Source organism: Nonomuraea sp. NPDC050394 (assembly GCF_044459065.1).
Taxonomy (GTDB): Bacteria; Actinomycetota; Actinomycetes; order Streptosporangiales; family Streptosporangiaceae; genus Nonomuraea.
The window spans coordinates 51,753-75,993 of sequence record NZ_JBITIO010000014.1; the positions used below are offsets into that span (position 1 = coordinate 51,753).

Sequence of the window (24,241 nt, forward strand, 5' to 3'; positions counted from 1 at the left end):
ATTCCGCCCATGGTCTCGGCGTCGCCGGAACACTGACATACGGCACTACCCGCCTGCATCGCCCATCGAGCAGCCTTTTTTCATGGCAAACGCCCTGGAACTCACGGCCGTCGGCAAACACTACGGCCAGACCAGAGCCCTCGACGGCGTCGATCTGACCGCCGAGCAGGGCCAGACGATCGCGGTGCTCGGCCCGAACGGCGCGGGCAAGAGCACCCTGCTCTCCATCGCCCTCGGCCTGCTCCCGCCCACCTCGGGCACCGCCGCGGTGTTCGGGCACCCGCCGGTCGAGGCCCTGCGCAAGGGCCTGGTCGGCGTCCTGCTGCAGGAGTCCGGCCTGCTGGAGGACGTCCGGGTGGACGAACTGGTCACGGCGACCGCCGGCATGTACCAGAAGCCGATGCCGGTGGAGCAGGCCCTGCGCGCCGCCCGCGCGGACGGCTTCGCGGCCCGGCGGATCGGCAGGCTGTCCGGCGGACAGCGCCAGCGGGTGCGCATCGCCCTCGCCCTGATCGGCGACCCGCGCCTGCTCGTGCTGGACGAGCCCACCGTCGGACTCGACGTGGACGGCCGCCGCGCCCTGTGGCAGGAGGTACGGGCGCGCACCGCCCAGGGCCGCACCGCGGTCTTCGCCACCCACTACCTCGCCGAGGCCGACGACTACGCCGACCGGGTGATCCTCCTGGCCCAGGGCAAGGTCGTGGCCGACGGGCCGGTCGAGAAGATCAAGGAGCTGGTCGGCGGCAGCGAGGTGCACGTCACGCTGGACGCCGCCGAGGTGGGGGCGCTCCAGGCGTTGCCCGGGGTGCGCCAGGTGCGGGTGGAGGGCGGCGCCGCCGTACTGCGGACCAATGACTCCGACGCGACGCTGCGCGCGCTGTTCGCGACATTCGCCGACGCCAGAGACGTCCGCACGGCCGGAACCGACCTCGAAAGCGCCTTCGTGAGCCTGACGGGAGGCAACTGATGGGCTCCTACGTCAAGCTCGAACTGCTGCGGTCCCTTCGCAACACCACCAGCCTCGTCATGCTGACCGTCTTCCCCCTCGTGCTCTACCTGGTGTGGACGAAGGTTCTGCGGGTCGTCCCGGCGGGGCCGCAGCAGGTCGACTTCGCCGCGTACACGATGGTCTCGATGGCCGTCTACGGCGCGATGGGCGGCGCGCTGTTCATCGGCGGCGCGATCGCCATGGAGCGCTCGAAGGGCTGGCTGCGGCAGCTCGCCGTCACGCCGCTGCCCGCCCACGGCTACATCTCGGCCAAGCTGATCGCGGGCGCGACCGGGGTCCTGCCGAGCATCCTCGTCGTGCTCGGCGGGGGCGCCCTCATCTCCGGTGTACGGCTGCCGCCCGGCACCTGGCCCGCGCTCGTGGTGCTGATCTGGGTGGGCGTGGTGCCGTTCGCCGCCCTGGGCGTCACCTTCGGCTACGCGATGAACGGGCAGGCGGCGAACCTGGCCATGATCGGCGTCTTCTTCGGCCTGTCCGTCCTGGGCGGGTTGTGGCTGCCGGTTCAGCTCATGCCGGAGTTCATGCGGACGCTGGCCGAGTACAGCCCCGCCTACCAGGCCGGATCCCTCGGCTGGCGGGCTCTGGCGGGCGACTGGCCGACGGCCAAGTCGCTGCTCGTGCTGGCCGGGTGGACGCTGCTGTTTTCCGGGCTGGCCGCCTGGCGTTACCGTCGGGCCTTGTGAAGGTGGCGGCGCGCGGCGAGTTCGGCAACGGCCGTGGCCAGGTCAGGGCGGGCTCGGTGGCCTGGCTGCTGGTGACGCTCTGGCCGCTGTGGACGTTCCTGTCCACCGGTCCGGCCCTGCCGCGCGTCCTGTGGGCGTTCGGCGGGCTCGCGGTGCTGTCGGGCTGCTGGATGGCGATCATGTGGCGGATGCTCAGCGAGCACGACGGCATGCCCCGGCGCTGGCCCATGGCCGGGCTGGTCGCCGCCGCGCTCGCGCTGCTTCCCGTGCTCGGGCCGCCCTGGGCGTTCATCGCGTTCATCTACGTCATCACCGGGCTGGCCGCGACGACCGGGGGCGCCGGGTTCGTCGCCGGAGTGCTGCTGACCATCGCCGTGACCATGGGCGTCCTGCTCGCGCACGGGCTGAGGGTGTGGTGGCTGGTGCTCGTCATCCTGGCCCAGGCCGGTGCCGTACACGGCATGAAACAGATGGGCCACCTGCTCGTCCGGCTCGCCGCCGCCCGCGCCCAGGTGGCCCAGCTCGCCGTGGACAACGAGCGGCTGCGCTTCGCCAGGGACCTGCACGACACCCTCGGCCACACCCTGACCTCGATCACCATCAGGAGCCAGCTCGCCGCCCGGCTGGCCCGCACCGACCCCGACCGCGCCGCGCGGGAGATGGGCGACGTGGAGGCCGCCGCCCGCCAGGCCCTCGACGAGGTACGGCACGCCGTCGCCGGATACCGGGTCCCGGCGCTGTCGGAAGAGCTGGAGAAGGCGGCGCGGGAGCTGGAGCTGGCCGGGATCGAGGTGGAGGTCTCCCCCGCCGGCGGCCCGATCCCCGGGGCGGCGGAGACTCTGCTGGCGTGGGCGGTGCGCGAGGCCGCCACCAACGTCCTGCGCCACAGCGGCGCCCGGCACTGCTGGATCACGTTGCGCGTGGACACGACCTGGGCGGAACTGGAGGTCCGCGACAACGGCCCGGCCGGGCTTCCAGACGGGACGGCCGGGCGGGGGAACGGGTTGACCGGGCTGGCCGAGCGGGTGGCCGGGGCCGGTGGATCGCTGGATGTGGGTGCGCTGCCGGAGGGCGGGTACCGCCTGTATGCCCGCGTCCCGCTGGAGGCAGCGTGATCCGCGTGCTCATCGCCGACGACCAGGACCTCGTCAGGGGCGGGCTGGCCGCGCTGCTCGACCTGGAGGCCGACATCGAGGTGGTGGCCCAGGTGGGCCGGGGCGACCTGGTCGAGGCCGCGGCGGCGGAGCACCGGCCCGACGTCATCCTGCTCGACATAGAGATGCCGGGGATGTCCGGGCTGGAGGTGGCCGAGCGGCTGCCGGGCCACCGGGTGGTCATCGTGACCACGTTCGGGCGCCCCGGCTACCTCAGCCGGGCCCTGGACGCCGGGGTGGCCGGGTTCGTGGTCAAGGACGCTCCGGCCGTGGAACTGGCGGCAGCCGTACGGCGGGTGATGGCGGGTGAGCGCGTGATCGACCCCAAGCTGGCCGTGAGCGCGAGCGCCGTGGGGCCGAGCCCGCTCACGCAGCGGGAACGCGAGGTGCTGCGCACGGCCCGCGACGGCTCGACCGTGGCCGACATCGCCCGCCGCCTGTTCCTGACCGAGGGGACGGTGCGCAACTACCTGTCGTCGGCGATCGGCAAGACCGGCGCCCGAAATCGTGCCGAAGCGGTACATATGGCCGAGTCGCGGGGCTGGCTGTAGCTGTACAGTGCCACGCATGACTGAGGGGCTTGTGCAGATCGCGGCAGAGGTGGAGACGTTCCTGGCGAGCCTGCCGCCGGGGGCCGGGCGGGTGACGCTGCGGCCGGTGACCAGGCACGACGAGGACGAGTTCACCAGGCTTACCAAGGCCAGCGCGCATTTGCACCATCCTTGGATGTCGTTGCCCGGCACCGCCGAGGAGTACCAGGCGTATCTGGCCGGCTTCGACCCCGCGACCACCCGCCGCCTGCTGGTGTGCCTGCGCGACAGCGGTGACATCGCCGGCATGGTCAACATCAACAGCATCATCCGCGGCCGTTTCCAGAACGGCTCGCTGGGCTATGCGGCCTTCGCCCCCACCGCCGGCCACGGCTACATGAGCGAGGGCCTGGCCCTCGTCCTGCGCTACTCCTTCGAGCAGCTACGGCTCCACCGCCTGGAGGCCCAGATCCAGCCGGGCAACCACGCCTCGCTCAAGCTCGTCAAGCGCCTCGGCTTCCGCCATGAGGGTTTCTCCCCCGGGATGCTGTTCATCGACGGCGCCTGGCGCGACCACGAACGCTGGGCCATCCTCAACCCCGACCCCTGGCCGGCCCACCCCTCGCTGCCCAACCCCTAGACGGCGGCGGGCGCCAGCGCCAGGCAGGCCGCGGCCAGCACGAGGAAGGTTCCGGGAAAGGGCAGGTGCGAGTGGACGCGGGCGCGCGCGACGGTGAACACGGCGCCGGCGAAGAAGAGCGCCAGCCCGGCCGCCGCGGCGATGCCCATGGCGGGTACGGCCAGCCCGGCCAGCAACCCGACGGCCCCCGCCAGCTTGGCCACGCCCAGCCAGGTGACCCACGAACGCGGCACGCCGTACATGTCCATGTTGGCGAGGACCCACTTGGCGCGGGCGAAGTCGACGGCGGCCGCCGCGAAGTTGCATGCGGCGGCCACGACGACCACCACGACATAGGCGGTGAACACCGGACGTTCCCCCTTAGCTGGATGTGTGTTCCACCCTTGCCGAGCCGCGCCGAAGGCGTCCAATAGCTGTATCGATAACCTGATGGAATGGATGTGGACACGCGGCTCGTCCGCTCCTTCCTCGCCGTCGCCGAGGAGGGCAACCTGACCAGGGCGGCCGAGCGGCTCTACGTGTCCCAGCCCGCGCTGACCAAGCAGATCAAGAGCCTGGAGACGCAGCTCGGCGTGCGGCTGTTCACCCGCTCGCGGGCCGGGATGGCGCTCACCGAGGCCGGGCGGGCGCTGCGCGAGCGGGCACCCGGCATGCTGGCGGCCTGCGACCAGGTGCTGCGCGAGACGAAGAGCGCCGCGAGCATGGCCGCCCGCGTGCTGAGGGTCGGGTTCCTGGCCAGCGCGGCCAACGAGGCCACGCCGGACATCGTCGCCGCGTTCGGCCGGTCGCGTCCCGGCTGGCGGGTGGAGATGCGGCAGGCCGCCTGGTCCGACCCGAGTGCCGGGCTGGCGGATGGCGAGGTGGACGCGGCCCTGCTCCGCCTGCCGTTCCCCGGACAGGAAGCGATGCGGCACGAGGTGCTGCTGGAGGAGCCGCGCTGGGTCGCGCTGCCCTCCTCCCACCCGCTCGCCGCGCGCGCCGAGATCGCCTTCGCGGACCTGTGGGACGAGGCCTTCGTCGCCGCGCCGCAGGAGACCGGCCGGTGGCGCGACTTCTGGCTGGCCGCCGACGAGCGCGACGGCCGCCCGCCGCGTGTCGGCGCCACCACCGACCAGCCCGACGCGTGGCTCCAGGCCATCGCCAACGGGTACGGCGTCGCCCTGGCCCCTGCCTCATCGGCCCGCTACTACGCCCGGCCCGGCGTCACCTACCGCCCGGTGACCGGCGTCAGCCCGACCCGGGTCGGCGTCGCCTGGCCACCCGCCGCCGACACCGACCCCGTCATCCAGGACTTCGTACGCTGCTGCCGGGAGGCCTGCGGGTAGGGCTCCTTCAGTCGCCGGCGAGCTGCTCGGTGGCTGTGCGGCCGGCGCCTGTGGTGCGCTGGAGGAATCCGGCGATGAGCGCGAGCTCGCTGTCGGTGTAGTCCTCGCAGAGCGCGTCCATCTGCGCGTTCATGCCGGAGAAGAGGCGGTAGACCTCCCGGTTGCGTTCGCGGCGGGCCCGCACGGTGATGGCGCGGCGGTCGGGGCCGTCGGGGTCGCGTTCGCGCACGATCCAGCCGCCGCGCTGGAGCCGGTCGAGGATGCCGGTGAGCGTCGCGGGGTGCAGACCGGCCTTGCGCGCCAGCGCGCTGGGGGTGAGCGGGCCGTGCCGGTTGAGCAGGTCGAGGCAGCTCCAGTCGACGTCCTTGAGGTTGACCTGCGTACCGATCTGGCGGTTGAGCAGTGCCAGCTGGATGTTCAGGTCACGCAGGGACTCCTTGACCGCCCTGACGACCCGCCTCCGCTCGCGCGGATCATCTTCTACGAAACTCATATCGTATGACTCTCAAACTATATGTTACGGTTTCCATATGATACGACTTCCGAACGCCACCGTCCTGGTCACCGGAGCCACCGGCCTCGTCGGCCGCCCGCTGATCGACCTCCTGCTCGCCCAGGGAGCCAAGGTGCGCGCGGTGACCCGCGACGCGCGCGCCGCCGCCCTGCCCGAAGGCGTCGACGTCGTCGAGGGCGACCCGGCAGGCGCCCTGGACGGCGTCTCCAGCCTGTTCCTCAACCCGCGCGCCCTCGGCGCGCACCCCGACCCGCGCACCGTCACGGCCGCCGCCGACCGGCTGCTGAGCCTGGCCCGCGAGCACGGGGCCGGCCGGGTGGTCACCCTGTCCGCCCTGAACGTCGACCACGACCTCGACGAGCAGCCCTCCCGGCTGCGCGGCGAGTACAACAAGGAGACCGAGGCGGCGGTCACGGCCTCCGGCATGGAGTGGACGGCGCTGCGCTCCGGCTACTACGCCGTCAACACGATCGGCTCGTGGGCCGCCCAGATCCGCGCCGGTGACACCGTGCGCGGCGCGTACGCCGCCGCGGCGTGGGCGCCCCTGCACGAGCGTGACCTCGCCGCCGTGGCAGCGCACGCCCTGCTCACCGGCGACCTGGCCGGCGAACGCCCGGTCCTGACCGGCCCGCGCGCCCTCACCCAGCAGGAGATGATCGAGACCATCGGCGCGGCGATCGGCCGGCCGCTGCGCTTCGAGGAGGTGGCGCCGGAAGCCGCGCGGCAGGGGTTCCTGCGCGGCGGGGTGCCCGAGGCGCTGGCCGACGGCTTCCTGACCCTGCAGGCCCGCTCCTACCTGCAGCACGACCTGGTCACCGGTGAGGTCGAGAGAATCCTCGGCCGCCCCGGACTCACCTTCGCCGAATGGGCCACCGAACACGCCGCCGACTTCCGCCCTCAGCCACCGCAGACCTCAAGAGCCTGAAGCAGCCCAAAGGGCCTCGGAGCCCTCAGAGAAGCCAAGGCAGTGGAAGCCGGGAGACCGGGGAAACCGGGCAGTGGAGCCGGGCAAGCTGGGCAGTGGAGCCGGGGAAGCTGGGAAACCGGAGAGACCGGGAAAGCCGGGGAGACCGGAGAAGCCCGGGGAGCCGGGGAAACCGGGAGGCGGGAAACCCGGAGGCGGAAAACCCGGAGAGCCGGGGAAACCGGAGAGCCGGGGAAACCGGAGAGCCGGGGAAACCGGGGAGGCTCCTAGAGAATTGCGGCCGGTTCGTCGATGTGTGTGCCCAGTCGTCCCGTCTGGGTCCAGTACCAGCCGAGCGAGCCGGTCAGCCGGGTGGCCAGGCGGGTGTCGCCCAGCAGTTCGGCCGCCTCCCGCGCGCCGCGCAGGTTGGCGCTCTCCACGTCCAGCCGGCCCACCCAGCGGTGCCGGGCGGGCCCCGACCTGTACGCCTCGGCACACTCGGCGAGCTGCGTGTAGTACGTGGCATACCACCGCAGGACAAGGTCGTGCTCGCCGGACTCGCGCAGCCGTTCCATGCCATAGGCGGACACGGACTCCAGCAGCCGGTACCGCCCATCGGTGCGCAGGACCAGCGACCGGTCCACCAGCCGGGCCAGCAGGTCGGCGACACCGGCCGGGTCGAGGTGGTCGGGCCCGAGCCCGGCCGCCTGCGCCTCGGCGGCCAGCTCGACGTCACCGGGCGGGCCGCCGGGCAGCGGCATGGGCACCGCGCACACCCGTTCCGCCGCCTCCAGCGTGCACCCACCCACCTGTACGGCCAGCCGCCGCAACACCACGCGCTCCGGCTCGCTGAGCAGGTCCCAGCTCCAGTCGATGGCCGCCTTGAGCGTCCGCTGATGGGCGGGCCCGGCCCGGCGTCCGGCCGACAGCAGCCGGAACCGGTCGTCCAGCCGCTCGGCAAGGGCGCGCATGCCCATCGACCGCACCCGGGCCGCCGCCAGTTCCAGGGCCAGCGGGATGCCGTCCAGGCGGCGGCAGATCACCTCCACGGCGTCGATGTCCTCGGGCGGCAGCGGCGTACCGGGGAGGGCACGGGCGGTGAACAGGCGTGCGGCGGCGGCGGGGTCCAGCGGCACGACCTCCCGCACGACCTCGCCGGCGACGCCCAGCGGCTCCCTGCTGGTGGCCAGGACGCGCAGGTCCGGTGCGGCGCGCAGCAGCAGGTCGGCGAGCTTGGCCACGGGCTCGACGACGTGCTCGCAGTTGTCGAGGATCAGCAGCGCCCGCCGCGTACCCAAGGCGGCGGCGATCTCGCCGTCGTCACGCAGCCCGAGCGCCGCGGCGACCATCCCGGGCACCTCTGACTCCGAGGAGGCGGACAGCTCCACCAGATGGGCGCCGTCGGGGAAGCCGTCGGACAGGTGGCGGGCGGCTTCCAGAGCCAGGCGGCTCTTGCCCACCCCGCCGCTGCCGGTCAGCGTGATCAGGCGGGCAGCGGCGGGCAGGCCGAGCAGGTCGGCGAGCGCCTCCTCCCTGCCGACGAGCTCGGTCAGCGGCTCGGGCAGGCGGGCGGGCGCGGGCGCCGGGGCGGGCGCGGGGCGGCGGAGGGCGGGGCGTTGTTCGAGGATCGCCTGGTGCAGGGCGGCGAGTTCGGGGGCGGTGTCGAGGCCCAGCTCCTCGCGCTTGCGCTCACGCAGGGCGCGGTAGACCTCCAGGGCGTCGGCCTGCCGTCCCGACCGGTAGAGGGCGCGCATGAGCAGCGCGTGGAAACGTTCCCGCAGCGGATGCTGGGCGGTGAGCTCGCTCAGCTCGCCGACCAGCGCGGCGTCCTGGCCGAGCGCGAGCCGTACGTCGGCATAGTCCTCGACGGCGGCCAGGCGCTGCTCCTCCAGCCGGACGGCGGTCCTGTGCACGAGAGGCGAGTCGGCGAAGTCGGCGAACGCGGGCCCGCGCCACCACTCCAGCGCCTCGGCGAGCACGGCGGCCCGCTCGCCGGGGCCGCCCGTGGACGGAAGGCGGTCCAGCGTCGCCTGGAAGCGGTGCGCGTCGGTGTCGGCCTCGATCAGGTAGCCGGGCGCGCGGGTGACGACGATCAGCCTGGCCCCGGGCTCGGCCTCCTCCAGCGCCCGGCGTAGCTGCGACACCTTGGCACGCAGCGCGGCCAGCGGGTTGCCCGGTGGTTCTGGACCCCAGAGGCTCTCGATCAGCCGTACCGCCGGGACGATCCGCCCGTTGTGGGCGAGCAGCCCGGCCAGCAGGGCCCGCACCTTGCGCTCGGGCACCCCCACGGCACGGCCGTCGGCGATCACCTCAAGCGGCCCCAACACGGCGAAGCGCATGAAGCTCACCCTAAACACCTCCGAACATTTCCCGAACGTCCGCCCTTGAGGCTGATCACATGACTACTACTGTTTCCCGTACCGGGGCCGGGGCGTGGCTGGGACTGTCCGTGCTCGCCATGGCCACGTTGTTGCTCGCTGTGGACAACACCGTTCTGCTGCTGGCTCTGCCCCATCTGGCCGCCGATCTGAATCCCAGCGCCACCGAACTGCTGTGGATCACCGACGTGTACGGCTTCATGATCGCCGGATTCATCATCACCATGGGCTCTCTCGGCGACCGGATCGGACGGCGCAGGCTGCTGCTGATCGGCTCGGTCATGTTCGGCGCCGCCTCCGCGCTGGCCGCCTACTCCACCTCGACGACCATGCTGATCGTCGCGCGGGTGCTCCTGGGCGTCGCCGGGGCGGCGATCGGGCCGTCGGCGCTGGCGCTGGTGGCCGGGTTGTTCCCGGGGGCCAGGCAGCGGGCCATCGCGATCGGCGTGTTCACCGCCTGCTTCATGGGCGGGGCGGCGGCCGGGCCGGTGATCGGCGGGGTGCTGCTTGAGCACTTCTGGTGGGGGTCGGTGTTCCTGATGGGCGTGCCGATCATGGCCTTGGTCGTGCTCGGCGGGCTCGCCTATCTGCCGGAGACCGGGGGCGGCGGCTCGGCGCGGCTCGACCTGGCCAGCGTGGCCCTGTCGATGGCCGCGCTCCTGCCGCTCGTCTACGGGCTGAAGGAACTGGCCGACGATCCTGGCCAGGTGGTGGCGTACGTGGCCGTCCTTGCCGGGCTGGCGTGCGGCGCCGCGTTCGTACGGCGGCAGCGCACGCTGGCCGAGCCGCTGCTGGACATGAGCCTGTTCGCCAACCGGTCCTTCAGGACGGCCCTGCTGATCCTCGCTCTGGCCATGGTGACGCAGGGCGGCGTGTACCTGTTCGTGAGCCAGCACCTCCAGCTCGTCGAGGGCCTGTCTCCGCTGAGCGCCGGGCTGTGGATGGCGTTGCCCGCGCTCGGCCTGGTCGGTGGTTCGCTCGCGGCACCGGTGATCGCCGGGAGGTTCCGGCCCGGACTCGTGGTCGGGGTGGGGCTCGTGGTGTCGGCGGCCGGCTTCGTCGTGATGGTGGCCGGCGACGGGCTCGTCGTGCTTTTCACCGGCGTCACGATCGCCTTCCTCGGCATGGCTCCCGTGGGCGCCCTGGGCCTCGGTCTCATCGTGGGTTCCGCGCCGGAGGAACGGGCCGGGTCCGCCTCCGCCATCGGGGAGTGCGGCGGAGAGCTGGGCATCGCGCTCGGCGTCGCGCTGCTCGGCAGCGTCGGCACCGCCGTCTACGGCAGCCTCGCCACCTCACCGCAGGCGGGCGACTCGCTCGGCGAGGCACTCGACACCGCCTCCGGCCTCGCGCCGGCGCAGGCCGCCGCCCTGATCGCGGAGGCGCAGGGCGCGTTCACCCAGGGACTGGTCGTCGTCTCGATCATCAGCGGGGTGATCGTGCTCGCCCTGGCCGTCTCCTCCCTGACCCTGCTCAGGCACCTACGCCCGATCGGGCACTGACTCGGGCAGCCCGAAGGCCGGGAAGTGTTCTGCGCCGAGGAACGAGGTGATCTCGGCGATCCGGTCGCCGCGCAGCCCGAACACCGTGATCGACCAGGCCTGATGCGTCGCGTCGGCCGACTCGCCCAGGTAGAAGGCCGCGGCGGGCCGGCCGTTGGCGCTGGTGAGCAGGTGCCGGAAGCTGGGGCATCGGGTCAGCGGAACCTGGACCGCGAAGTCGGTGACCGCGGGCAGCCCGCCGTACCACTGAGCCAGGGGCGGCATCGACCAGGTGACGTCGGCGGTGAGCAGCGCGACCAGAGCGTCGGCGTCGCCGCGTTCGAGCGCGGTCGCGAACCCCGTGACGAGCTCACGGACCCGGACGTCCTCGAGAGTCCGCAAGGCCCGGCCGGGTCCGGGAACCCGGTCGGCGACGACCCTGCGCGCGCGGGCGAGCGCGGAGTTCACCGAGGTCGTGGAGGCGTCCATCATGGCGGCGATCTCCGCGGCCGAGAACCCCAGCACGTCGAACAACAGCAGGGCGGCGCGCTGGTTCCCCGGCAGATGCTGCAGCGCCGCCACGAAGGCGAGCTCGACCGCCTCGCGCTGCTCATACCCCAGCCCCACGTCCGGGTACGGCCCCAGCCACCGCTGCCCGGTCACCGGAGCGGCGTCGAGCACCACGTGCCCGCTCGACGGCCCGAGGTCGACGGGCAGGGCCCGCCGGTCACGATCCTTCACCAGATCCAGGCACGTACGGGTGGCCACCGTGTACAGCCAGGACCGCAGCGCCGAACGGCCCTCGAACCGGGCCAGCCCGCGCCAGGCCCGCAGCAGCGCCTCCTGCAGGGCGTCGTCGGCGTCGTGGACGGAGCCCAGCATGCGGTAGCAATGGGCGTGCAACTCAGGCCGGAGCGGCTGGACGAGCCGGGTGAACGCCGCGTCGTCCCCCTCCCGGGCCCGTGCCAGATCGTTGTTTTCCGTCACGGCGACGATTCTGCGGCATGCCCGCAGTCCTACCTGTCAACGACAGCAGGAGGTGCTCTGACATGACAGATTCCGGGCTTTGGACGCTGATCTTCGCCGAGCGGGCGGCTCTGGCCGACGATCTCGCGGCGCTGACGGACGAGCGGTGGGCGACGCCGTCCCTGTGCGAGGGCCTGAGCGTGCGCGAGGTGCTGGCGCATCTGACCTCGGCCGCGCGGCTCACCCCTGTGCGGTGGCTGGCGGGCGTGGTGCGCTGCCGGTTCGACTTCGACCTGCAGGTGGCGATGCGGCTGCGTGAGCAACTGGGCGCGTCGCCGGAGGAGACGCTGGAGCGCTTCCGCGGGGCCGTGACGAGCAGGACCAAGCCGCTGTCCGCCATCGCCATGCTGGGCGAGACGGTCGTCCACGGCGAGGACATCCGCCGCCCGCTGGGCATCCGCCGCGACCATCCGATCGGCACGCTCACCCGCCTGGCCGGGTACTACGTGGGCTCCAACCAGGTCGTCCCGGCCAAGGGACGGGTGCGCGGGCTGCGGCTGGCGGCCGACGACGGGCCGTTCGCGAGCGGCTCGGGACCGTTGGTGACCGGCTCGACGCTCGCGCTGATCATGGCGATGGCCGGGCGCGGTGACTACCTGGACGAGCTGTCGGGCGATGGCACGGCGATCCTGCGCGAACGCTGACCCGCGAGCGTTCCCTGTCACATCTCCCGATCGACGTGGTAGCAGAACCACCGAGAAGGAGAAACCCATGAGAAAGATCGTCGCCGGCCTGTTCGCCTCGCTGGACGGAGTGGTGGAGGCGCCGGACAAGTGGCACTTCCCCTACGTCAACGACGAGATGACCGGGGCCGTCATGGCCCAGCAGCAGGGCGCCGACACCCTGCTGCTCGGCCGGGCCACCTACGAGGTGTTCGCCTCGTCCTGGCCGCACCGCAGCGACCCGATGGCCGACCACCTCAACAACGTCCGCAAGCTCGTCGTCTCGACCACGCTGCGCAGCGCGGACTGGAACAACTCCACCCTGATCAGCGGCGACGCGGTCGAGGAGCTGCGCCGGATCAAGGAGGGACCCGGCGGGAACATCGGCATGACCGGCAGCGTCACGCTGACCCGCGCCCTGCTCGGCGCGGGTCTCGTCGACGACCTGCACCTGTACGTCCACCCGATCGTGCTGGGCGCGGGGACCCGCCTGTTCGACGAGTCGGCGGAACGGCTGCCGCTCAAACTGGCCGGTTCCGCCACCTTCGCCACCGGCGTCGTCCACCTTCACTACCAGCCGGCGTGATCAGCCCGTGTGGCCGATCACGCGCTGCGGAGTCAGCCGGATCACCACGCGGACCGTCTCCTCGGGCAACTCCAGGTATGCCCGGCCGGCGCCCTCGCCCTCGTACTTCTCCGCCAGCTCCACCGCCAGCCGCCGGCCCTCGTCCCCGGTGACCGTCGTCACGCCGCGGACCTCGACGTACAGGTCGGGGTCCGTGAGGTCGAACACGCTCAGGCTGGCCCGCGGGTCGCGCTCCAGGTTGCGGACCTTGCGGCGCCCCGCCTCGGAGGAGATCACGACGTCGTCACCGTCCGTGCCCACCCACACGACGGAGGTCTGCGGACTGCCGTCGGGGTTGAGGGTTGCCAGAACGCCGATGTTGGGAGCGTCGAGGATCTTTCTGGCGGTGTCACTCAGAGGCGTGTTCATGAGTGGATCACATCACACAGGCACCCGGCGCGGGGATCCCGCACCGGGTGCCTGCCACAAGACGTCAACCGGGAGAACGGCTACCGGCGGCCGGACGTACGGTCATCGTCGTCGTCCTCAGCGCCGTAGTCATCGGCGTAATCGGCATAGCGATCCGCCAGCTCATCGTTGAGGTCGTCGGCGTCGTCGTCGGTCTGGCCGGAGTCTCCGACCCCGAGTTCATCGCGAAGACGTTCAAGATCTGTGCCACCGCTGTTGTACTTCAGCTGGCGAGCAACCTTGACCTGCTTGGCCTTTGCTCGGCCGCGCCCCATTGGCTCGACCCCCTCGTGTGGGGTCGTCCCCGACCCCTCGTCGCTAACGCACCACTCGCTGACGCCGCTGTCTTCGGACGTCAGCCTCTCGTTCGCCTATTACCGTACCTGTTTTGTGCCCAGCTCGGTACGTCGTATGGGCGCGGGGCGTCAGGCGCCCAGCCAAATACCCCTGATTCGCCCGACTTCCGACATTCTGCGCTCTGCCAGCCTATCGGCTGCCACCGCAGGAGGTACGCCCTCCTCGGCGGCGATTCCGAAGATCTTCAAGGTCGTGTCGTAGATCTTGGCGGCCCTGGACCGCGCGCGGTCCATGTTGAAGCCCTCGATCTCGTCGGCGACCTGGATGACCCCGCCGGAGTTCACCACGTAGTCGGGAGCGTAGAGGATGCCCCGGTCGGCGAGCTGCTTCTCCACGCCGGGGTGGGCGAGCTGGTTGTTGGCCGCGCCGCACACGATCTTGGCGCGGAGCGTCTCCACCATCGAGTCGGTCAGCGCGCCGCCCAGGGCGCACGGGGCGAAGACGTCGATGTCGGAGACGGCCATGGCGGCGGCGTCGGCCACCACCTCGACCTCCGGATGGCGCTGGCGCACCCGCTCGATCGCCTCCTGGCTGACGTCGCAGACGACCACCTCGGCGCCGTCCTCACGCAGCAGGTCGACGAGCCGGTGGCCGACCTTGCCCACGCCCTCGACGCCGACCCGCCTGCCGTGCAGGGACGGCGTGCCGTAGACCCGCTCGGCCGAGGCGCGCATGCCCTGGAAGACGCCGAACGAGGTGAGGATCGAGGAGTCACCGGCACCGCCGTGCTCCACGGTGCGGCCGGTGACGAAACGCGACTCCCTGGCGACGATGTCCATGTCGGGGCTGTAGGTGCCCACGTCGCAGGCGGTGATGTACCGTCCGCCGAGCGACTGGATGAAGCGGCCGTAGGCCCGCAGCAGGGGCTCGGACTTCTGTGTCGCGGGGTCGCCGATGATGACGGCCTTGCCGCCGCCGTGGTCGAGGCCGGCGAGGGCGTTCTTGTACGCCATGCCCTTGGCCAGGTTGAGCACGTCGGCCAGCGCGGCCGCCTCGCTCTCGTAGGGGTAGAACCGTGTCCCCCCGAGTGCGGGCCCGAGCTGGGTGTTGTGGATCGCGATGATCGCGCGGAGGCCGCTCTGCTCGTCGGCGCAGAAGACGACCTGTTCGTGAACGTCCTTGTGGGACGTGCCGAAGACGTCGGTCACGGTAGTGACTCCCTGTCCGGTTCCGCCGCATCTTCGCGGCGGAGATCACCTCTCAGGGTAGTGGCAGCAACGGTGCAAGCAGGCTGTCTTCATGACACGATGCCTTCCGTGCTGCCCTACGCCGCGTACCTCCGCGTCTATGAGCCGCTGACCGCCTTCAGCGAGTCTGAGCGGAAGGTCTGGGCCGAATACGCCGAGTCGCGTGACCGTCCCCGCCGGGCGAACGCGCTGCAGGCCGAGCACGGCGAGTCCGTCCGGCGCCTGCTCGGCATGCCGCCGAACCCCGCACCGGCCCAGGAGAGCCCCAACGCCTATTTGCGCCGCGTTGAGGATCGCCTCTATGTCTGCCCCTGGCAGACGCGGCTGCGCTCGTGGCTGGCGTTCTCACGGCTGCGCGGGACGGTTCCCGTGAAGATGATGGACCGGTTGGTCCCGAAGACGATCGCCGAGCAGACGGCCGACGACTTCGACCGGTTCAAGCGCACGGGCGGCTCCTCGGTGCTGCGGACCCACATCAGGACCACGACCTGGCACGTGCCACCGGCGTGGTTCATCCCCTTCGACGGCAACGAGCGGTGGCTGGTGCTGGGCTCGACGCCGCCCAAGGGCCAGGACCTCACCACCACCACCGGCCGCAACCTCATCTACGTGACCTCCATGGCGCAGGCCAGGCGGCGCTCGGCCAAGGCGCTCCAGGTGCTGCGCAAGCATCTGGGTGACGTGGCGGCGGGGCTGGACGTGGAGGACGTGGCCCGCTGGCTGGAGGAGTTCCACCCGCACTCGCTGGTGGAGCTCGACTACGGCGGCCTCGTCCATCTGATGGACGACGACGCGCTCCAGGCGGACCAGTCTGTAGCGGAGCTTTCGGCTGCTTTGACCGGTTTGGACACGGGTCAAGAAGAACTTGCGTTCGCGATGTATCAGCGGGTGATCTTGCGCTGGAAGTCAATGCAACTTCTGGAATCTGCCAACTGAACCCCATACAGGGGTCCTGACCAGCAAGAGCACGGCATGAGTGGGTCACGTGTCACGCCTGCTGGCTTCTGCGAACTGAGTAGTTTGCCGTTTTCACTGCGATACCACGAAACGTGTCGCTAGAATCACCGAGCGTGACATCGCCATGTGGGCGGGCAGTTGGGTCAAAGAAGGGCTCGCCAATCGCTCTGCGTGGCGGTATGGTCACTTCGGGTGATGCCGCATATGGCTCAGAAAAGCCGCACGCTCTGGGCCATAGGGGGACATCCGTGACACGCGCAAAGGCAGTCGCAGGGATCGCAGATGCCGGTCCACACGGAGGAGAGGCCGCACAAATGTCAGCTCGTACACCCGAGGCCGAGCCACTGCTCACGCCCGCCGAGGTCGCGACCATGTTCAGGGTCGACCCCAAGACCGTTACCCGGTGGGCCAAGGCGGGCAAGTTGACGTCGATTCGCACCCTCGGCGGTCACCGGCGATACCGGGAGACCGAGGTCCGCGCGCTGCTGGCGGGGATTCCGCAGCAGCGCTCGGAGTAACTCCGAGGTCGTCACGGACCTATAGGGGGGTTTCACGGTGGGCCAGGGTCTCCGGCCCGGTCCACCCGCGTGACGACGTCATGTCGCCCCGCGCGTCGGGGGACGCATACGGGAGTTGGCGCCGCCCGCCCGGCGCCATCCTTCCCACTCCTGGGCGGCCCGCTCTCCTGGCGCGAGAGCGTGGCGCGGCCGCCCGTTCAGGCGGGGAACTGCTTGTGGGCCAGGCCCTCGAAGAGGGTCCGCACCTCGCGGTCGTAGTTCGCCGCGACGCCGAGCAAGGCGATCATGTGGTCCACGAGCATTTTCTCCAGCACGGGACGCTCGATGTCGCGGTGTTCCAGCCAGTCCAGCCCCGCCGTCTCCACGGAGGCGATCCACGACACGATCGTGGTGCGCAGTACCGGCGAGGGCTGCTCGACCCGCATCTGCTTCTGGATGAGGCGGAACAACCGCTGCCGGACCCCGTCGACGATCTCGCCGACCTCGCCGGCCCGGTTGGCCGGCCCCCCGCGCAGCAGCGCGGCGAACCCGGCCGCGTGCTCTTCCACGAAGTCGAAGTAGCGCCTGAGCCCGGCGGCCAGCTCGTCGAGCGGCCTGCCGCCCTCCTGCGGCCGAAGCCGGGACTCCAGCTGTTGTGCCGCGCTTTTCAGCGCGGCGACATAGAGCTCCTGCTTGCCGCCGAAATAGTGGTACACGAGCGCCCGTGAGGCGCCCGCGGCGCTGGCCACGTCGTCGATGGAGACGTCTTCCGCATCGCGCTTACTGAACAGCTCAAGCGCCGCGGCCATGAGCTCTTCGCGACGCCGGTCGACGCTGAGCCTGCGCCGTGCAGGGCGCGCTGCTTCGGCGGAGGACTTCCCGGGTGTCACACCTGCACAGTATCCGACTCCATGCCCAATAACGGCCGCCTGCCGTCCGGGTCAACATCAGGCTTACCTCATGAAAGCCGTACCCTGCGGCGAACTCGATCGTTCTGTGAGGCAGGTGCCCGTATCCGCATCGCGGGGGAGACACATGTCAGGACCGCCCGTCAACACGACCGTCGCCGAGGTAGACACCCTGCCCCGGCCCAGGCCAACCATCCGCAACGTCGCCGAGCGAGCAGGCGTCTCGAAATCGCTCGTCTCACTCGTGCTGCGTGGGTCCCCCCACGTGAGCGAGCATCGGCGACAGGCGGTGCTAGCCGCCGCACGCGAGCTCGGCTACCGCCCCAATGCCGTGGCGCGCAGCCTCGTCGAAGGCCGTACCCATCTCGTCGGCGCGCTCGTCGCCGACCTACACAACCCGTTCTACGCCGAGTTCCTGGACGGTCTCCAGGAAAGTCTGCACGGCGACGGGCTACGCATGCTGATCGGCAACAGCCAGTGGGACCCCGCCTTCGAGGACGAAGCGGTGGAAGCCTTCCTGGAGCTCCGGGTCGACGGCCTGGTGCTCTTAGGCATAGCCCCGACCAGCGAAACCCTCATCGAGGCGACCTCCTACACGCCCACGGTCGTCGTAGGGGAACGTGACATTGAGCTCGACGGCGTCGACATCGTGGTCGACGACGATCAACTCGGCGCCCGGCTGGCCATCGACCACCTGGTCGAACACGGCCACAAACGCATCGCCCACATCGAGGGCAACCGCTCCTCGCGCTGCGAGGGGTATCTGGTCGCGATGCGGCGGCACGCGCTGGCGCCGTACATCATGGTCGAGCACGCCGAGTGCTCGGAGGAAAGCGGCAGGGAGGCGGCGACGGCGCTGCTGACCCGTGAACCGCGGCCCACCGCGATCTTCGCGGCCAATGACATGGTCGCGCTGGGTGTCATGTCGGCGGCGGCGGATCTGGGGCTGCGCATCCCCGAGGATCTGTCCGTGATCGGCTACGACAACACGCATCTCGCGGCCTCACGCCACATCTCTCTCACCTCGGTCGACCAGCCCAGGCGTACGATGGGCCGCTCGGCCGCCGCCCTGCTCAGCGACCGCATCGGCGACCCCGCGAAGGCCTCACGGCTGCGCGAGGTCACCCCGGAGCTGATCGTACGGCGGAGCACGGGACCGGCCTAAAGAGCTACCCAAGGGCTGGTCAATCCCGGATGCCATGGCGAGTCTCCCCGCTTTACTCGTCAGCGTCATGGCGTCATTTCCGGGGGGAACAGTCATGCGTGATCCAGAACTGGTGTCCTGTGCCCAGCGCGCGGCGGCCGAGCTCGAACGCGCCTGGGCACACTGGCGCGCCGGCAGGGGCAGGGGGAGCGACGTCGGCGCCGAGTCCGTGGCCAGTTACGTCGCCCACTCCCTCGACCATCCGTGGGGCCGCCCGCGCGTCGTTCTCGGCCTCGACGCGGAGGACGCGAGGGACCTCGCGGCCCTCCTCCAGCGGCAGGAAGTGGGGGAACACGTCTGGTGAGACCGGATCGTGACGTACCTTGGAGCTCATGCGTGCTCTACCTGCCACCGTTCTCGCCCTGCTCGGCCTGACCGCCACCGCTTGTGGCGGCGTCGCCAACAGTGACGCCGCGGGCGGTCAGGACCTGGCCGTGTCGGCACAACCACAGCAACCCGCGCAGGCCGCGCCCACCAAGGCCGGGAAGCCGCTCGACGGCAAGGTCATCGTCATCGACCCCGGCCACAACGGCGGCAACTTCCGCGACCCCAAGGCCGTGAACCGCAAGGTGAACGTGCTGACCAAGTGGAAGGCCTGCGACACGACCGGCACGGAGACCGCCGACCGCTACACCGAGGCGGCCTTCACCTGGGACGTGTCCAACCGCCTGGTCAAGATCCTCAAACAGCGCGGCGCGAGCGTGAAGCTGACCAGGGCCGACAACGACAGCGTGGGCCCGTGCATCACCCAGCGCGCGGCGATCGGGAACAAGGCCAAGGCCGACGCCGCGCTCTCGGTGCACGCGGACGGCTCCTCGCCGGGCAACAAGGGCTTCCACGTGATCATGCCCGAGAAGATCAACGGGCCGGTCGACCCGGTGGTGGGCGACTCCAAGAAGCTCGGCCTCGCGGTACGGCAGGCGTTCAAGACCGGCACTGGCCTGCCGTACTCGACCTACATCGGCAAGGACGCCCTCGACTTCCGCAACGACCTCGGCGGGCTCAACCTCTCGACGGTTCCGAAGATCTTCGTCGAGTGCGGGAACATGAAGAACGCCGGCGAGGCGGCGAAGTTCCGCGACCCCGAGTTCCGGCAGCGCATCGCGTTGGCGTTGGCCAACGGGTTGCAGCAGTATCTCAAGGCATGATTCCTCGCCCCAACCTGCTCAGCCAGCTGTCCGGCTCCTACGAGCTGTCCACGGGCGCCGTGGTGTCCGGCCCCGCCGACCTCGTCGAGGCGGTACGCCTGGCGCTGCCCGTCCTCGACCTGCGGCCGGGCGACTCCGGGGCCGTCGACATCCGGCTCGACCCGGCCCTGGGACCCGAGTCGTACCGGCTGACGGCCGGCTCGCGGGGCGTCGAGATCTCGGCCGGCGACCGGGCGGGGGCGTTCTACGCCGGGCAGTCGCTGCACCAGTTGCTGCCCGACGCCTCCTACCGGCAGACGCCGGGGGCGGAGTGGCGGGTGCCCGGCGTGCGGATCGAGGACGCGCCGCGCTACTCCTGGCGCGGCCTGCACGTGGACGTGGCGCGGCACTTCTTCCCCAAGCGGGAGATCCTGCGCGTCGTCGACCTGATGGCCGTGCACAAGCTGAACAGGCTCCACCTCCACCTGGTCGACGACCAGGGCTGGCGGGTGGAGAGCCGGGCCTTCCCGCGCCTGCACGAGGTGGCCTCGCACCGCCCGCGCACCGCGACGCACCACTACCGGGAGCCCGAGTCGTTCGACGACCTCCCGCACGGCGGCTACTACACGCTGGACGACCTCGCGGAGATCGCCGAGTACGCGCGGGCACGGGCGGTCACGATCGTGCCGGAGATCGACGTGCCGGGGCACGCGTCGGCGATCCTGGCCGCCTACCCCGAGTTCGGGGCCACGGGTGAGCCGGCCGAGGTGCTGGAGCGGTGGGGCATCTCCCCCGCGATCCTGTCTCCGCTGCCGCCGACGGTCGGCTTTCTCACCACGATCTTCGACGAACTGCTGGGCGCGCTGGGCGAGACGCCGTACGTGCACGTCGGCGGGGACGAGGTCGTCCTCGACCAGTGGGACGCCTCCCCCGAGATCACCGCCTACGCGCGGGAGCTGGGGCTGGAGTCGGTGGCGGCGCTGCACGCCTGGTTCCTGCGGCGGCTGGCGGACGTGCTGGCAGAGCGGGGCACGCGGGCCGTGGTGTGGGACGAGGCGTTCGTCGCCGGTGACCTGCGGCCGGACACGCTCGTCATGCCGTGGCGCGGCATGACGGTCGGCCGGCGGGCCGCGGCGGCCGGCCACGACGTGGTGGCCACACCGGTCTTCCCGCTGTACTTCGACTACGCCGAGGCCGCCTCGTCCGACGAGCCGATGGCGATCGGCGACACGGTCACCGTCGCCGACGTGGCCGCCTTCGATCCCGCGCCGGCCACCTGGTCGCTCGCCGAGCGCAGGCACGTGCTCGGAGCGCAGGCGCAGCTGTGGAGCGAGCGCATCCCCGACGCCCGCACGCTGGACTACAAGGCGTGGCCCCGGGCGTGCGCGCTGGCCGAGGTGGGCTGGTCGGGCGCCGCGGGTCCCGACTTCCCCGAACGGCTCCGCGCCCACCTGGGCAGGCTGGACGCGCTCGGGGTGGAGTACCGGCCGCTGGAAGGGCCGAAGCCCTGGCAGCGCCGCCGTCCCCACCGGCCGGGCGTGGTCTCGGTGACCGACGTCATGGACCACGTCGAGCAGATGGCCCAGAGCGCGACCTCCACCCGGCCCAGCATGTGACGCCTCCTCGCCGGACGAGGGCCGGGTCAGGCGACCTGGTAGCCGGCTTCCTTGATGGCGGCGCGGATGAGGGAGTCGTCGGCCGCGCCGGTGACGGAGACGCGGCCTGAGGCCAGGTCGACGTCCACGGCGGTGACGCCGGGGACCTCCCCCACCTCTTCCTTCACGGAGGCGACGCAGTGGCCGCAGGTCATGCCGGTGACGGTGTACGTGGTGCTCATGGGAACAAGCGTATGCCCCCGGCCGGTATGCGGGGGGCGCTTGCCGTACAACCTCAGTGTCCTCCTTCTTCTCTGGCGAACCTGGGGAGCAGGAACGAGAGCGCGAACGTGGCGGCGAGCAGGCCGATCTCCACGGCGATCGTGATCTGGAGGGCGTCGGGGAAGGCCATCCGGCTCTTGAGCAGGTTGAAGAACAGCGTCCCGAGTACGGCGGCGCCGAGCGCGCCACCGAGCTGCTGGACGGCGGTGAGGGTGCCCGAGGCCGAGCCGGACTCGTGGGGTTCGACGCCGGCCAGGATGATGTCGAAGAACGGGGCCATGGTCAGGCCCATGCCGATGCCGACCAGGGCGAGCCCGGGGGCCAGCTCCCAGTAGCCGATCTGCGTGCCGTTCAGGTGGATGAACAGGGCGAGGACGGCCGCGCCGAGCGCCATCACGACCGCGCCGATCTGCATGAGGCCGCGGCCGAGCTTGGCCTGCAGGCCCGACATCGCGAGGCCGAAGCCGATCACGCCGCCGATGGCCTGCGGGAGGCCGGCCATGCCGGCCTGGAGCGGTCCCCAGCCGAGTCCGACCTGGGTGAAGAGGTTGAAGACCACGCCGAACCCGACCATGCCGGAGAAGAACGCGAGCCCGGCGATGAGGCCGGTGGTGAAGGCGCGCTTGCGGAAGAGGGCGGGCACGACGAGCGGGTCCTTGCCGTCGCGGACGCGGGCGCTCTCGTAGCGGCCGAAGAGGGCGAAGACGACGATCGAGGCGGCCATGGAGACGAAGGTCCAGGCGGGCCAGTCGTGCTCCTGTCCCTGGATGAGCGGGAAGATCAGCAGGAACGCGGCCACCGAGACCAGGAGCATGCCGACGAGGTCGAGCTTGGTGGCGTTGGAGAGCCGGTACTCCGGCAGGAACTTGATCGCGGCGAAGGCGGCGGCCAGGCCGAGCGGCAGGTTGATCAGGAAGATCATGCGCCAGCCGGTGCCGAAGAGGTCGGCGTCGATGAGCCAGCCGGCCAGCACGGGGCCGCCGACGGACGAGATGGTCATGACGGGCCCGAAGGCGGCGAACGCCTTGCCGATCTCCTTCGGCGGGAACATCTCCTTGATCAGGCCGAGGCCCTGGGGGATCATCACGGCGCCGAACAATCCCTGCACGACGCGGAAGACGATCAGCATCTCGGGAGTGCCGCTGATACCGCACAGCAGCGACGCGGCGGTGAAGCCGAAGGCGCCGATCACGAACATGCGCTTGCGGCCGTAGAGGTCGCCGAGGCGGCCTCCGGTGATCAGGCCGACGGCCATGGCCAGCGCGTAGCCGGCGGTCAGCCACTGGACCATCGCGTTCGAGCCGCCCAGCTCACGCTGGATGGTCGGGGCGGCGATCGTGGTGATCAGCGCGTCGAGCAGGTCCATCACCTCGGCGGCGAGGATGACGAAGAGGGCGACCCAGCGCCATCTGTAGGGCTGGGGGTCTGTGAGGGTCCCCGCGGGGGCGGTGACGGTCATGCGAACTCCTTGGCAGGAACAACGTTCTTAGGACGAACAGCGTTCGTATACAGACACTGTTCTAATGACGAACGGCGTTCGTGTCAAGTACACTGTTCCGGGAGGAGGAAAACATGACGTCAGTGCCCACCCCGCCGTGGCGCAAGTCACCCAGGCCGGTGAAGCAGCAGCTCAGTCAGGCGTTGATCGTGGAGACCGGGTTGCGGATCCTCGACGCGGAAGGATTCGACGCGCTGAGCATGCGCAGAGTCGCCCAGGAGCTCGACACGGGCCCGGCCTCGCTGTACGCGCACGTGTCCAGCAAGGACGAACTGCTGGAGCTGATCTACGACCTGGTTCTCGGCGAGATCGAGGTGCGCGAGCCCGACCCGGCCAACTGGAAGGCGCAACTGCGCGAGTACGCGATGGAGTCGCACCGGGTGCTGGGCAACCACGCCGACATCGCCAGGGCGGCCATGGCGGCGGTTCCGACCGGGCCCAACGCGCTGCGGCTCGGCGAGTACATGATGGCGTTGCTGATCTCGGCGGGGATGGATCCGCGCGACGCCTCGTTCGGGGTGGACCGGCTGTCGTTGTACATCGCGGGAGACGCCTACGAAGGCTCGCAGCACTACGCGCGGATGCGCGCCAAGGGCCTGAACGACCGTGAGAGCTACCTCAACAGCTTCGTCGGCCAGATCAAGGACTACTACAGGTCACTGCCGCCCGAGCGGTTTCCCATGCTCGTGACCTACGTGGACGAGCTGACCGACCCCGACGGGGAGGCCCGGTTCGAGTACGGGCTCGACCTTTTGATCGACGGCATGGCGGCCCGGATGAAGTAGACGCGCTCGTATGCGATTAAGCGTTCAGGCCATGGACCGTCTCAGTGCGCGTGCGCCACGATAGTCGCATGATGACACTCGCTCTGATCACCCTCGTCCTGCACGGCGCCATCGCCGGCCTCTTCTACACCTTCTCGATGTCGGTCATGCCCGGACTCAACGCGATCGACCCCGCTCAGGCCGAGACGGCCATGCGGAGCATCAACCGGAAGATCCTCAACCCCTGGCTCTACATCCCCTTCATGGGGGCTCCGGTCGCGGCCCTGGCGGCCGGGTTCCTCGCGGGTTCCCCGGCCGCCCTGTGGTTCTTCCTCGCCGCGGGCGTCAACTTCGTCGGCTCGTTCCTGGTCACCGTCGCCATCAACGTGCCGATGAACAACAAGCTCGACGCGGGCACGATGACCTACCCGGAGTACTCGCCCCGGTGGACGGGGTGGAACACGCTGCGAGCGGTGGCGGGCTTCGCCTCCGTCGTGCTGGTCGGTGTCGGCATCGCCTACCTGTAGGC

Annotated in this window: 28 protein-coding genes; 18 read left to right on the top strand and 10 right to left on the bottom strand. The window is 70.8% G+C overall.

What is annotated here, in order from left to right; all coding sequences use genetic code 11:
• Positions 1 to 82: 82 nt before the first annotated feature.
• The 5 genes from ACIBKY_RS40650 to ACIBKY_RS40670 are packed head-to-tail and all read left to right on the top strand — an operon-like array spanning position 83 to position 4,016.
• On the top strand, positions 83 to 967 hold the full coding sequence (locus ACIBKY_RS40650; protein ID WP_397105550.1) for an ATP-binding cassette domain-containing protein: 885 nt from the start codon (positions 83 to 85) through the stop codon (positions 965 to 967).
• Positions 967 to 1,692, top strand: coding sequence for an ABC transporter permease (locus tag ACIBKY_RS40655; RefSeq protein ID WP_397105552.1), 726 nt, complete (start codon positions 967 to 969; stop codon positions 1,690 to 1,692). The genes ACIBKY_RS40650 and ACIBKY_RS40655 overlap by 1 nt, the downstream gene beginning before the upstream one ends.
• Positions 1,689 to 2,807, top strand: a complete 1,119-nt coding sequence (locus ACIBKY_RS40660) for a sensor histidine kinase (RefSeq protein ID WP_397105554.1) — start codon at positions 1,689 to 1,691, stop codon at positions 2,805 to 2,807. The genes ACIBKY_RS40655 and ACIBKY_RS40660 overlap by 4 nt, the downstream gene beginning before the upstream one ends.
• The gene (locus tag ACIBKY_RS40665) at positions 2,804 to 3,397 is read left to right on the top strand and encodes a DNA-binding response regulator (RefSeq protein ID WP_397105556.1); all 594 of its coding nucleotides are present in this window, start codon (positions 2,804 to 2,806) and stop codon (positions 3,395 to 3,397) included. Before ACIBKY_RS40660 ends, ACIBKY_RS40665 begins: the two co-directional genes overlap by 4 nt.
• Positions 3,398 to 3,413: 16 nt before the next feature.
• On the top strand, positions 3,414 to 4,016 hold the full coding sequence (locus ACIBKY_RS40670) for a GNAT family N-acetyltransferase (protein ID WP_397105558.1): 603 nt from the start codon (positions 3,414 to 3,416) through the stop codon (positions 4,014 to 4,016).
• Here ACIBKY_RS40670 and ACIBKY_RS40675 read toward each other — a convergent pair.
• Positions 4,013 to 4,363: a DoxX family protein gene (locus ACIBKY_RS40675; protein ID WP_397105560.1), complete on the bottom strand. Its 351-nt coding sequence runs from the start codon at positions 4,361 to 4,363 to the stop codon at positions 4,013 to 4,015. The genes ACIBKY_RS40670 and ACIBKY_RS40675 overlap by 4 nt on opposite strands.
• Before the next feature lie 87 nt (positions 4,364 to 4,450).
• Here ACIBKY_RS40675 and ACIBKY_RS40680 point away from each other — a divergent pair, with 87 nt between their 5' ends.
• Positions 4,451 to 5,341 carry a LysR family transcriptional regulator gene (locus ACIBKY_RS40680; RefSeq protein ID WP_397105561.1) on the top strand — a complete coding sequence of 297 codons (891 nt, stop codon included), beginning with the start codon at positions 4,451 to 4,453 and terminating at the stop codon, positions 5,339 to 5,341.
• A 7-nt stretch (positions 5,342 to 5,348) separates the two neighbouring features.
• Here ACIBKY_RS40680 and ACIBKY_RS40685 read toward each other — a convergent pair whose 3' ends face one another.
• Complete coding sequence (locus ACIBKY_RS40685) at positions 5,349 to 5,834, bottom strand: MarR family transcriptional regulator (protein ID WP_397105563.1); 486 nt, start codon at positions 5,832 to 5,834, stop codon at positions 5,349 to 5,351.
• 37 nt (positions 5,835 to 5,871) lie between these two features.
• Here ACIBKY_RS40685 and ACIBKY_RS40690 point away from each other — a divergent pair, with 37 nt between their 5' ends.
• Entirely contained in the window at positions 5,872 to 6,780 is a 909-nt protein-coding gene (locus ACIBKY_RS40690; protein ID WP_397105565.1) for an NAD(P)H-binding protein, read from the top strand.
• A gap of 266 nt (positions 6,781 to 7,046) precedes the next feature.
• On the opposite strand, the gene ACIBKY_RS40695 is transcribed toward ACIBKY_RS40690, so the two are convergent.
• The gene (locus tag ACIBKY_RS40695; protein WP_397105567.1) at positions 7,047 to 9,098 is read right to left on the bottom strand and encodes a BTAD domain-containing putative transcriptional regulator; all 2,052 of its coding nucleotides are present in this window, start codon (positions 9,096 to 9,098) and stop codon (positions 7,047 to 7,049) included.
• A 59-nt stretch (positions 9,099 to 9,157) separates the two neighbouring features.
• Between ACIBKY_RS40695 and ACIBKY_RS40700 the strand changes: the two genes are divergently transcribed.
• Complete coding sequence (locus ACIBKY_RS40700) at positions 9,158 to 10,636, top strand: MFS transporter (RefSeq protein ID WP_397105569.1); 1,479 nt, start codon at positions 9,158 to 9,160, stop codon at positions 10,634 to 10,636.
• Here ACIBKY_RS40700 and ACIBKY_RS40705 read toward each other — a convergent pair.
• Entirely contained in the window at positions 10,616 to 11,602 is a 987-nt protein-coding gene (locus ACIBKY_RS40705; protein ID WP_397105571.1) for a sigma-70 family RNA polymerase sigma factor, read from the bottom strand. The two genes, ACIBKY_RS40700 and ACIBKY_RS40705, sit on opposite strands and share 21 nt — an antisense overlap.
• A gap of 62 nt (positions 11,603 to 11,664) precedes the next feature.
• On the opposite strand from ACIBKY_RS40705, the gene ACIBKY_RS40710 reads away from it, so the two are divergent.
• A complete protein-coding gene (locus ACIBKY_RS40710; RefSeq protein ID WP_397105573.1) occupies positions 11,665 to 12,285 on the top strand; it encodes a maleylpyruvate isomerase family mycothiol-dependent enzyme in 621 nt (206 codons plus the stop codon).
• Positions 12,286 to 12,352: 67 nt separating this feature from the next.
• Positions 12,353 to 12,889: a dihydrofolate reductase family protein gene (locus ACIBKY_RS40715; protein WP_397105575.1), complete on the top strand. Its 537-nt coding sequence runs from the start codon at positions 12,353 to 12,355 to the stop codon at positions 12,887 to 12,889.
• On the opposite strand, the gene ACIBKY_RS40720 is transcribed toward ACIBKY_RS40715, so the two are convergent.
• The 3 genes from ACIBKY_RS40720 to ACIBKY_RS40730 form a co-directional block, all read right to left on the bottom strand.
• Positions 12,890 to 13,297 (bottom strand): PPOX class F420-dependent oxidoreductase, encoded by a 408-nt coding sequence (locus ACIBKY_RS40720; protein ID WP_397105577.1) that lies wholly within the window; start codon positions 13,295 to 13,297, stop codon positions 12,890 to 12,892.
• A gap of 80 nt (positions 13,298 to 13,377) precedes the next feature.
• On the bottom strand, positions 13,378 to 13,611 hold the full coding sequence (locus ACIBKY_RS40725) for a DUF3073 domain-containing protein (protein ID WP_379614054.1): 234 nt from the start codon (positions 13,609 to 13,611) through the stop codon (positions 13,378 to 13,380).
• A gap of 150 nt (positions 13,612 to 13,761) precedes the next feature.
• Complete coding sequence (locus ACIBKY_RS40730; RefSeq protein WP_397105579.1) at positions 13,762 to 14,841, bottom strand: Leu/Phe/Val dehydrogenase; 1,080 nt, start codon at positions 14,839 to 14,841, stop codon at positions 13,762 to 13,764.
• Between the two features lie 108 nt (positions 14,842 to 14,949).
• Between ACIBKY_RS40730 and ACIBKY_RS40735 the strand changes: the two genes are divergently transcribed.
• A complete protein-coding gene (locus ACIBKY_RS40735) occupies positions 14,950 to 15,816 on the top strand; it encodes a hypothetical protein (protein ID WP_379614342.1) in 867 nt (288 codons plus the stop codon).
• 335 nt (positions 15,817 to 16,151) lie between these two features.
• Positions 16,152 to 16,355 (top strand): developmental transcriptional regulator BldC, encoded by a 204-nt coding sequence (gene bldC / locus ACIBKY_RS40740; protein ID WP_013133571.1) that lies wholly within the window; start codon positions 16,152 to 16,154, stop codon positions 16,353 to 16,355.
• A 197-nt stretch (positions 16,356 to 16,552) separates the two neighbouring features.
• Here the strand turns inward: bldC and ACIBKY_RS40745 are convergent, their stop codons facing one another.
• Positions 16,553 to 17,224, bottom strand: a complete 672-nt coding sequence (locus ACIBKY_RS40745; RefSeq protein ID WP_397105581.1) for a TetR/AcrR family transcriptional regulator — start codon at positions 17,222 to 17,224, stop codon at positions 16,553 to 16,555.
• A gap of 145 nt (positions 17,225 to 17,369) precedes the next feature.
• Here ACIBKY_RS40745 and ACIBKY_RS40750 point away from each other — a divergent pair, with 145 nt between their 5' ends.
• The 4 genes from ACIBKY_RS40750 (at position 17,370) to ACIBKY_RS40765 (ending at position 21,189) form a co-directional block, all read left to right on the top strand.
• Positions 17,370 to 18,407 carry a LacI family DNA-binding transcriptional regulator gene (locus ACIBKY_RS40750; protein WP_397105583.1) on the top strand — a complete coding sequence of 346 codons (1,038 nt, stop codon included), beginning with the start codon at positions 17,370 to 17,372 and terminating at the stop codon, positions 18,405 to 18,407.
• A 94-nt stretch (positions 18,408 to 18,501) separates the two neighbouring features.
• Positions 18,502 to 18,750 carry a hypothetical protein gene (locus ACIBKY_RS40755; protein WP_379614062.1) on the top strand — a complete coding sequence of 83 codons (249 nt, stop codon included), beginning with the start codon at positions 18,502 to 18,504 and terminating at the stop codon, positions 18,748 to 18,750.
• 28 nt (positions 18,751 to 18,778) lie between these two features.
• The gene (locus tag ACIBKY_RS40760) at positions 18,779 to 19,594 is read left to right on the top strand and encodes an N-acetylmuramoyl-L-alanine amidase (protein WP_397105585.1); all 816 of its coding nucleotides are present in this window, start codon (positions 18,779 to 18,781) and stop codon (positions 19,592 to 19,594) included.
• Positions 19,591 to 21,189, top strand: coding sequence for a beta-N-acetylhexosaminidase (locus ACIBKY_RS40765; protein WP_397105587.1), 1,599 nt, complete (start codon positions 19,591 to 19,593; stop codon positions 21,187 to 21,189). Before ACIBKY_RS40760 ends, ACIBKY_RS40765 begins: the two co-directional genes overlap by 4 nt.
• 26 nt (positions 21,190 to 21,215) lie before the next feature.
• Here the strand turns inward: ACIBKY_RS40765 and ACIBKY_RS40770 are convergent, their stop codons facing one another.
• Positions 21,216 to 21,410: a heavy-metal-associated domain-containing protein gene (locus tag ACIBKY_RS40770; RefSeq protein WP_397105589.1), complete on the bottom strand. Its 195-nt coding sequence runs from the start codon at positions 21,408 to 21,410 to the stop codon at positions 21,216 to 21,218.
• Positions 21,411 to 21,463: 53 nt separating this feature from the next.
• A complete protein-coding gene (locus tag ACIBKY_RS40775) occupies positions 21,464 to 22,909 on the bottom strand; it encodes a DHA2 family efflux MFS transporter permease subunit (protein WP_397105591.1) in 1,446 nt (481 codons plus the stop codon).
• A gap of 113 nt (positions 22,910 to 23,022) precedes the next feature.
• Between ACIBKY_RS40775 and ACIBKY_RS40780 the strand changes: the two genes are divergently transcribed.
• Entirely contained in the window at positions 23,023 to 23,733 is a 711-nt protein-coding gene (locus ACIBKY_RS40780) for a TetR/AcrR family transcriptional regulator (RefSeq protein WP_397105593.1), read from the top strand.
• A 68-nt stretch (positions 23,734 to 23,801) separates the two neighbouring features.
• Positions 23,802 to 24,239 carry a DUF1772 domain-containing protein gene (locus tag ACIBKY_RS40785; RefSeq protein ID WP_397105595.1) on the top strand — a complete coding sequence of 146 codons (438 nt, stop codon included), beginning with the start codon at positions 23,802 to 23,804 and terminating at the stop codon, positions 24,237 to 24,239.
• Positions 24,240 to 24,241: the final 2 nt, after the last annotated feature.